At 62.4% G+C, this 8507-nt stretch carries 5 protein-coding genes and 1 pseudogene; 5 read left to right on the top strand and 1 reads right to left on the bottom strand.

What is annotated here, in order from left to right:
* The first annotated feature begins 70 nt into the window (after positions 1–70).
* The 3 genes and pseudogenes from V8J63_RS26700 to V8J63_RS26690 form a co-directional block, all read left to right on the top strand.
* A complete protein-coding gene (locus V8J63_RS26700; protein WP_130888543.1) occupies positions 71–1084 on the top strand; it encodes an ABC transporter substrate-binding protein in 1014 nt (337 codons plus the stop codon).
* The gene (locus tag V8J63_RS26695) at positions 1081–2097 is read left to right on the top strand and encodes a FecCD family ABC transporter permease (protein ID WP_130888544.1); all 1017 of its coding nucleotides are present in this window, start codon (positions 1081–1083) and stop codon (positions 2095–2097) included. Before V8J63_RS26700 ends, V8J63_RS26695 begins: the two co-directional genes overlap by 4 nt.
* Before the next feature lie 92 nt (positions 2098–2189).
* A pseudogene (locus tag V8J63_RS26690) lies at positions 2190–2858 on the top strand (ABC transporter ATP-binding protein); the annotation flags it as partial.
* 208 nt (positions 2859–3066) lie between these two features.
* Here V8J63_RS26690 and metE read toward each other — a convergent pair.
* On the bottom strand, positions 3067–5355 hold the full coding sequence (gene metE, locus V8J63_RS26685) for a 5-methyltetrahydropteroyltriglutamate--homocysteine S-methyltransferase (protein ID WP_336464902.1): 2289 nt from the start codon (positions 5353–5355) through the stop codon (positions 3067–3069).
* A 363-nt stretch (positions 5356–5718) separates the two neighbouring features.
* On the opposite strand from metE, the gene V8J63_RS26680 reads away from it, so the two are divergent.
* Together V8J63_RS26680 and V8J63_RS26675 are read left to right on the top strand one after the other, a co-directional pair.
* Entirely contained in the window at positions 5719–7095 is a 1377-nt protein-coding gene (locus V8J63_RS26680; protein ID WP_197892588.1) for a pyridoxal-phosphate dependent enzyme, read from the top strand.
* A complete protein-coding gene (locus V8J63_RS26675; RefSeq protein WP_336464901.1) occupies positions 7092–8264 on the top strand; it encodes a cystathionine gamma-synthase in 1173 nt (390 codons plus the stop codon). Before V8J63_RS26680 ends, V8J63_RS26675 begins: the two co-directional genes overlap by 4 nt.
* The last annotated feature ends 243 nt before the right edge of the window (positions 8265–8507 follow it).

The raw sequence follows: 8507 nt of genomic DNA, 5'->3' as shown, positions 1-8507 counted from the left end.
ACGACCGCGCCCGAGGTGTGTTTCCAACCGTACCCGCCTGCTCCCGTACGGTTCTCCTGGAGACTGCCCCATGCTGCTGCCCCGCGTTGCCACCCTGCTCACCGCTTTGAGCCTTTGCGCCCTGGCGCAAGCGACGCCGACTGCGTATCCGCTGACCGTGGAAAACTGTGGCAGCAGCCTGACCTTTCAGCACGCGCCTGCGCGCACGGTGACCATCGGCCAGGCCGGCACCGAAATGCTCTACGCCTTGGGTCTGGGCGACAAAGTCGTCGGCACTTCGCTGTGGTTCAACGACGTGCTGGGCACATACAAAGCGCAGAACGACAGGATCGAGCGCCTCGCCGACAACGAGCCGAGTTTCGAAGCGGTGATCGCCAAACGCCCGGAACTGGTCGCCGTCGAGCTGGAATGGATGGTCGGCCCGCAAGGCGCGGTCGGCACCCGCGAGCAGTTTCATGAACTGAAGATTCCGACCTATCTGCTGCCCTCCGATTGCGAAGCCAAGGACAACCTCGTCGGCTCGGACGGCACGCGGCTGGCACCGTTTCGAATCGACAGCATCTACAAAAGCGTGAGCCAACTGGCGGCGATTTTCGATGTGCAGGCGCGTGGCGAGCAGCTCAATGAGCAGCTCAAAGCCAGCCTCGCGCAGTCGATCGCCACTGCGAAAAAGCAGCAGCGCAAAGACGTCAGCGCCCTGGTGTGGTTCTCCAGCGCCGAGATGGACATCGAGCCGTTCGTGGCCGGGCACAAAGGCGTTCCCGATTTCATGCTCAGCACCCTCGGCGTGCGCAACGTCGTCGAGTCGGATGAAGAATGGCCAACCGTCGGCTGGGAAACCATCGCCAAGGCCAACCCGACGTTTCTGGTGATCGCGCGCATGGATCGTCGACGTTTCCCGGCGGACGACTATCAGAAGAAACTCGCCTTCCTGCGCAGTGATCCGGTGACGCGCAACATAGACGCGGTCAAGCACAACCGCATCATCATCCTTGACGCCATGGCCATGCAGGCCAGCCTGCGCACCTTCGACGGCCTCGCACAACTGGCCAGCGCCATCAACGGCTACGACCTGTCGCCATGAGCAGACGCCTGATCCGTTTGCTGCTGGTGCTGTTGACGCTGTCGGTCGCGCTGATTGGCGGCGTGGCCATTGGCGAGACTTCGATCGAGCCGAGCGTGGTGTTGCAGGTGCTGGCCAACAAGCTGTGGGGCGCCGGTTATGTGCTCGACCCGATCGACGAAGGCATCGTCTGGAACTATCGCCTGACCCGCGCGCTGGTCGCGGCGGCCTGCGGCGCCGGCCTGGCGACGTGCGGGGTGATCCTGCAATCGCTGCTGCGCAATCCGTTGGCCGATCCGTATCTGCTGGGAATTTCTGCTGGCGCCTCGACTGGCGCGGTGATGGTCGCCCTGCTTGGCGTCGGCGCCGGGGCGATTTCATTGTCGGTCGGTGCCTTTGCCGGCGCGGTGACCGCGTTCGTACTGGTGATTTTGTTGGCACGGGTCAGCGGCTCGGCCAGTGGCACCGGGCAGATCATTCTGGCCGGGATTGCCGGCTCGCAACTGTTCAACGCCCTCACCGCTTTTCTGATCACCCGCTCGGCCAGCTCCGAACAAGCGCGCGGCATCATGTTCTGGCTGCTCGGCAATCTCGGCGGCGTGCGCTGGCCGTCGGTGTGGCTGGCAGTACCTGTGGCTGTATTGGGATTGGTCGTTTGTCTGTGGCACCGGCGAGCACTGGATGCGTTCACCTTTGGTGCGGACTCGGCGGCGTCTCTCGGCATTCCAGTGCGACGTGTGCAGATTCTGTTGATTGGCTGCGCCGCGCTGGTGACGGCGGTGATGGTGTCGATTGTCGGCTCGATCGGCTTTGTCGGTCTGGTGATTCCCCATGCCGCGCGGTTGTTGCTCGGCACGGGGCATGCGCGTCTGTTGCCCGCCAGTGCGCTGGGCGGTGCGGTGTTTCTGATTGCCGCCGATGTGCTGTCGCGCACCCTGATCAAGGGTCAGGTGATCCCGGTCGGCGTGATCACTGCGCTGGTCGGCGCGCCGGTATTCGCGCTGATTCTGGTGGGACGGAGATCAGCGCGATGAACACGGTTCTGAGTTGTGCGGGTGTGGGCTTCAAAGTGCGCGGTGCCGAGTTGCTCAATGGTGTCAGTCTCGATGTTCAGCGCGGCGAGACCCTGGGCATTGTCGGGCCGAACGGTTCGGGGAAATCCACTTTGCTGAAACTGCTCGCCGGGCTGCGCGAACCGAGCGCAGGTCAGGTGCAGCTCGACGGTCGGACGCTGGGCAAGATGTCGCGGCGCACTATCGCGCAGACGCTCGCGGTGGTTGAGCAACAGGCCGATACCGACGATGGCATTCGCGTGTTCGACGCGGTGGCGCTGGGGCGCACGCCGTGGCTGTCGGCGCTGCAACCGTGGTCGCCGGCCGATGAAGCCATCGTCGAGCAAGCGCTGGTCGACGTCGACGCCGTGCACCTGCGCAACCGCCTCTGGCGCAGCCTCTCCGGCGGTGAACGCCAACGCGTGCACATCGCCCGCGCACTGGCGCAGCGCCCGCAGATCCTGCTGCTCGACGAGCCGGCGAATCACCTCGATATCCAGCATCAGTTGAGCATTCTGCAAGTGGTGCGCGCACTGCCGGTGACCACGTTGATTGCTCTGCACGACCTCAATCAGGCGCTCAAATGCGATCGCCTGGCAGTGCTGGAGCGCGGGCGTCTGGTGGCATTGGGCGAGCCGCTGCAAGTGCTGACGCCGGAGCGGTTACAGACGACTTTCGGGGTCAGGGCGCACTATCTGACGGACCCGTTCGATGGTGCACCGATATTGCGCTTCGTCGCTTGATGCATGTGTAGCTGACACACCGCTTTCGCGAGCAGGCTCGCTCCCACAAAGGATTTGTGTGTTGCCGTGAGTGACGGGGGAATGTGAATTCTGTGGGAGCGAGCCTGCTCGCGAAGGCGTCAGGTCATCCAACATGGTGTCGATTGACACACCGCTTTCGCGAGCAGGCTCGCTCCCACAGGGTTATGTATTCCAGGGCGATAAAGGGTCAGGTCCACTCTTTACGCAGTTGCCGCGCGGCGCTGACCATGTGCACCAACGCCGCTTCGGTCTCTGGCCAGCCTCGGGTTTTCAGCCCGCAATCCGGATTGACCCACAGCCGCTCAACCGGAATACGCTGCCCAGCTTTGCGCAGTAAACCGACCATTTCCGACACATCGGGAATCCGTGGCGAGTGAATATCGTACACGCCGAGGCCGATGTCGTTCGGGTAGGCGAACGCTTCAAACGCTTCGAGCAGTTCCATGTCCGAACGCGAGGTTTCAATGGTGATGACATCGGCGTCCATCGCCGCGATCGACTCGATCACATCGTTGAATTCGCTGTAGCACATGTGCGTGTGGATCTGGGTTTCGTCGCGCACGCCGCAGGCGCACAGGCGGAACGCTGCGCTTGCCCATTCCAGATACGCCGGCCACTGCGCCCGGCGTAACGGCAAGCCTTCACGGAACGCCGCTTCGTCGATCTGCACGATTTTGATTCCTGCCGCTTCCAGATCATTCACTTCGTCACGAATGGCCAGCGCCAGCTGTCGAGCCTGCACCTCGCGGCTGACGTCTTCGCGGGCGAAGGACCACATCAGCATGGTCACCGGGCCGGTCAGCATGCCTTTCATGACCTTGTCGGTGAGGCCCTGGGCGTAGCAGATCCACTCGACCGTCATCGCTTGCGGGCGGCTCAGGTCACCGAAGATCACCGCTGGCTTGACGCAGCGCGAACCGTAGCTCTGCACCCAGCCAAAGCGGGTGAAGGCATAGCCGTCGAGCTGTTCGGCGAAGTATTCGACCATGTCGTTGCGCTCTGCCTCACCGTGCACCAGCACATCCAGGCCGAGGCGTTCTTGAATTTCCACCGCGTGGCGAATCTCCGTGTGCATCGCATCGGTGTAATCGGCCGCGCTGAGCTTGCCTTGCTTGTAGGCCTGGCGCGCCAGACGAATCGCCGCCGTTTGCGGAAACGATCCAATGGTGGTGGTCGGAAACAGCGGCAGATCAAGTTTGCCGCGCTGTTTGGCGATGCGCTGGGCAAACGGCGATTGGCGTTGCGCATCCTTGGCAGTGATCGCCGCAACCCGCGCTTGCACCGCCGGTTTATGAATACGCGGCGAGGCGGCGCGGCTGGTTTGTACCGAACGACTTTGCGCCAGGGCGCGCAGTACCTGTGGCGCTTCCGGCTCGCTGACCGCTTGGGCGAGCACGGCGACCTCTTCGCACTTTTGCACGGCAAACGCCAGCCAGCTTTTCAGTTCGGCATCGAGCTGGTCTTCCCGGCCGAGATCGACCGGGCTGTGCAGCAACGAGCAGGACGGCGCCACCCACAAGCGATCACCCAGACGTTCATGGGCATGACGCAGTGTCGCCAGCGCGTTTTGCAGATCGCAGCGCCAAACGTTGCGGCCATTGACCACACCCAGCGACAGCACTTTATAGGCCGGCAGACGATCCGGAATGGTCGGGTATTGATCCGGCGCGCGCACCAGATCGATGTGCAGGCCATCGACCGGCAGGTTCGCCGCCAGACCGAGGTTTTCTTCCAGGCCCCCGAAGTACGTGGCGAGCAGTTTTTTCAGCGGATCACGCTGGATCTGGTTGTAGGCGCGCTCGAAAGCGTTCTTCCAGTCCTGCGGCAGATCGAGCACCAGAATCGGCTCATCGATCTGCACCCACTCCACACCCAATGCCGCCAGCCGCGCGAAGATCTGGCCGTACAGCGGCAGCAGGCGATCAAGCAAATCGAGCTTGTCGAAATCGGCGCCTTTGGTTTTACCCAGCCACAGATAGGTCAGCGGGCCGAGGATCACCGGTTTGACGTTGTGCCCCAGCGCACGAGCCTCTTCGGTTTCCTCAAACAACTGCTCCCAACCCAGCTGAAATTGTTGATCGACGCTGAATTCCGGTACCAGGTAGTGATAGTTGGTGTCGAACCACTTGGTCATTTCCTGAGCGTGGCCTTCGCCGCAGCAAGTATTGCTGACGCCACGGGCCATGCTGAACAGGGTGTGCAGCGTGGCTTTGCCGTCGTGCGGCCGGAAACGCTCGGGGATCACGCCGAACATCAGCGAGTGGCTCAGCACCTGGTCGTACCAGGCGAAATCGCCAACCGGCAGCAAGTCGATGCCGGCGTTCTTCTGCAAGTCCCAATGGGCCTTGCGCAGCTCACGCCCGACGTCACGCAGGCCCGCCTCGTGCAGTTCTCCTTTCCAGAACGCCTCTTGCGCTTTCTTCAGTTCGCGGTCGCGACCGATGCGCGGAAATCCAAGGGAATGGGCCAGTGCCATGACAAACAACTCCAGATGCTTAATCGATGGCGGTATTGTCGGGAACCGTGCCTGATGAAACAAACTCAATAAATTCCAGATCATCACAAGTTCTACTCATGCACAGACGCCCCTGCAGGAGCTGCCGAAGGCTGCGATCTTCCGAGCGTAGGGACGCGGAGCGTCCCGGGTTGCATTCCCACGCGGAGCTTGGGAACGATCAGACACCTCAAGGCAACATGCCAGTTTTCGTTCTATCGTTAGATCCAAATGGCTGGATTTTCCAAGGATTAGAGGTTGCGAGAGAGGATGTCTGCGCCTAAGTTGCACGCGAGTCTTTTCCCCGCGATTGGAACGCGATCAACACCATAAAGAGGTGAAGAAATGTCGAAGGAATCACGCCCTGCCGTGCTTGGGCTGATAGGCAATACTCCGCTGGTGCAGGTCACCCGCTTCGATACCGGACCGTGCACGCTGTTTCTCAAACTTGAATCGCAGAACCCCGGCGGCTCGATCAAGGACCGTATCGGTCTGGCGATGATCGACGCTGCGGAACGTGACGGCCGCCTGCAACCGGGCGGGACGATTGTCGAGGCCACTGCCGGCAATACCGGTCTGGGTCTGGCGCTGGTCGGCCGGGCCAAAGGCTATCGTGTGGTGCTGGTGGTGCCGGACAAGATGTCCACCGAGAAAGTCCTGCACTTGAAGGCCATGGGCGCCGAAGTGCACATCACTCGTTCTGACGTCGGCAAGGGCCATCCCGAGTATTACCAGGACGTCGCCGCGCGTTTGGCCAAGGACATTCCCGGCGCGTTTTTCGCCGACCAATTCAACAATCCCGCCAACCCGCTGGCCCATGAATGCAGCACCGCGCCGGAAATCTGGGCGCAGACCGAACATGATCTGGACGCCATCGTCGTCGGCGTGGGATCGGCCGGCACGCTGACCGGGCTGAGTCGTTTCTTCAAGCGCGTGCAACCGGATCTGGAAATGGTCCTCGCCGATCCGGTCGGCTCGGTAATGGCGCAATACAGCCGCGACGGCACCTTGCCGGCTCCCGGTTCGTGGGCGGTCGAGGGTATCGGCGAAGACTTCATTCCGTCGATCACCGACCTCTCCAGCGTGCGTCACGCCTACTCGATCAGCGATGCGGAAAGCTTCGATCATGCCCGCCAGTTGCTCAAGGCCGAGGGCATTCTCGGTGGCTCATCGACCGGCACCCTGTTCGCTGCCGCGCTGCGTTATTGCCGCGAGCAGACCGAGCCGAAACGCGTGGTCAGCTTTGTCTGCGACACCGGCACGCGCTACCTGTCGAAGGTCTACAACGACCAGTGGATGACCGATCAGGGCCTGTTGCAGCGCAAGGGCTACGGCGATCTGCGCGATTTGATCGCACGGCGTTTCGAGGACGGCCGGGTGATCAGCGTCGGCCCGGACGACACCCTGCTCACGGCCTTCCAACGCATGCGTCTGGCGGACGTTTCGCAACTGCCGGTGCTGGTCGAAGGCAAGCAACTAGTGGGCGTGATCGACGAGTCCGACATCCTCCTCGGCGTCCACGAAGATGCCGCACGTTTCAACCAGTCGGTGTCGAGTGTAATGACCGACAAACTGCAAACCCTCGCCCCGGCTGCGAGCCTGGCCGAGCTGGAATCGGTGCTCAGCCGTGGCCTCGTCGCGATCATCGCCGACGCTTCAGGCTTCCATGGCCTGATCACCCGCACCGACATGCTCAACCAATTACGGAGATCCCTTGCATGAGTCAGCACGACGATAAATCCCAAGGCTTCGCCACCCGGGTGATCCACGCCGGGCAAGAGCCGGACCCGACCACCGGCGCGCTGATGCCGCCGATCTATGCCAACTCCACCTACCTGCAAGACAGCCCCGGCGTGCACAAGGGGTTCGACTACGGCCGCTCGCACAACCCGACGCGCTTCGCCCTGGAGCGCTGCGTCGCCGACCTCGAAGGCGGCACCCGCGCGTTCGCCTTCGCCTCGGGGCTGGCGGCGATTTCCACGGTGCTGGAACTGCTCGACGCCGGCTCGCACATCGTTTCCGGCAATGACTTGTACGGCGGCACGTTCCGCCTGTTCGACAAGGTCCGCCAGCGCAGTGCCGGGCACCGTTTCAGCTTCGTCGACCTGACCGATCTGTCGGCGTTCGAAGCCTCGCTGCAGGACGACACGCGCATGGTCATGGTCGAAACCCCGACCAACCCGCTGCTGAGCCTGTCGGATCTGGCCGCGATCGCGCGCATCTGCCGCGCGCGCGGGATCATCTGCGTGGCCGACAACACCTTCGCCAGCCCCTACATCCAGCGCCCGCTGGAGTTGGGTTTCGACATCGTCCTGCACTCGACCACCAAATACCTCAACGGCCACTCCGACGTGATCGGCGGCATTGCCGTGGTCGGGCAGAACGCCGCACTGGCGGAAAAACTCGGCTTCCTGCAGAACGCCGTCGGCGCGATTTCCGGGCCGTTCGATGCGTTCCTCACCCTGCGCGGGGTGAAGACTTTGGCGCTGCGCATGGAACGTCACTGCAGCAACGCCCTGGACCTGGCGCAGTGGCTGGAACAGCAGCCGCAGGTCAAGCGCGTCTACTACCCGGGCCTGACCTCGCACCCGCAGCACGAACTGGCCAAGCGGCAAATGCGTGGTTTTGGCGGGATGATTTCTGTTGACCTGAACAGCGACCTGGCCGGTGCGCGGCGCTTTCTCGAGAACGTGCAGATCTTTGCACTGGCGGAAAGTCTGGGTGGCGTGGAGAGCCTGATCGAGCATCCGGCGATCATGACGCATGCGACCATCCCGCCGGAAACCCGCGCGAAGCTGGGGATTGGCGATGGGCTGGTGCGGTTGTCGGTGGGGGTCGAAGACATTGAAGACCTGCGCGCCGATCTGGCTCAGGCACTGGCAAAAATGTAAACAGCTCCACACCAAGAAGCCCGCGCAATGCGGGCTTCGTCTTTTTTTGTCCGTCGATCTTTCTGCCGTGGCAGTTCCCGAGGCCGATCCTATACTCAATCGGCTCGATCAGGATTATCTCGACACCCGCACGCCGCTCGGTGTGCCCGTGCCTTTCGCCAACCAGGTAAAACCCAAGCCAATGAGTCACTTCGCCGGGCATACGCAACGGACGACATCTCATCGCATTCTGGCTGCTGGGTC

Source organism: Pseudomonas sp. CCNWLW23, from assembly GCF_037095675.1.
GTDB classification, from domain to species: domain Bacteria; phylum Pseudomonadota; class Gammaproteobacteria; order Pseudomonadales; family Pseudomonadaceae; genus Aquipseudomonas; species Aquipseudomonas atacamensis.
The sequence above is the reverse complement of the archived record's forward strand: the minus strand, read 5'-3'. Positions and strand labels throughout refer to the sequence as shown.

What these genes read in the sequence shown, in the direction of transcription:
- V8J63_RS26700 (WP_130888543.1), top strand. Translation starts at nt 71, where the DNA reads ATGCTGCTGCCCCGCGTTGCCACCCTGCTCACCGCTTTGAGCCTTTGC.
- V8J63_RS26695 (WP_130888544.1), top strand. Translation starts at nt 1,081, where the DNA reads ATGAGCAGACGCCTGATCCGTTTGCTGCTGGTGCTGTTGACGCTGTCG.
- metE (WP_336464902.1), bottom strand. Translation starts at nt 5,355, where the DNA reads ATGGCACTGGCCCATTCCCTTGGATTTCCGCGCATCGGTCGCGACCGC.
- V8J63_RS26680 (WP_197892588.1), top strand. Translation starts at nt 5,719, where the DNA reads ATGTCGAAGGAATCACGCCCTGCCGTGCTTGGGCTGATAGGCAATACT.
- V8J63_RS26675 (WP_336464901.1), top strand. Translation starts at nt 7,092, where the DNA reads ATGAGTCAGCACGACGATAAATCCCAAGGCTTCGCCACCCGGGTGATC.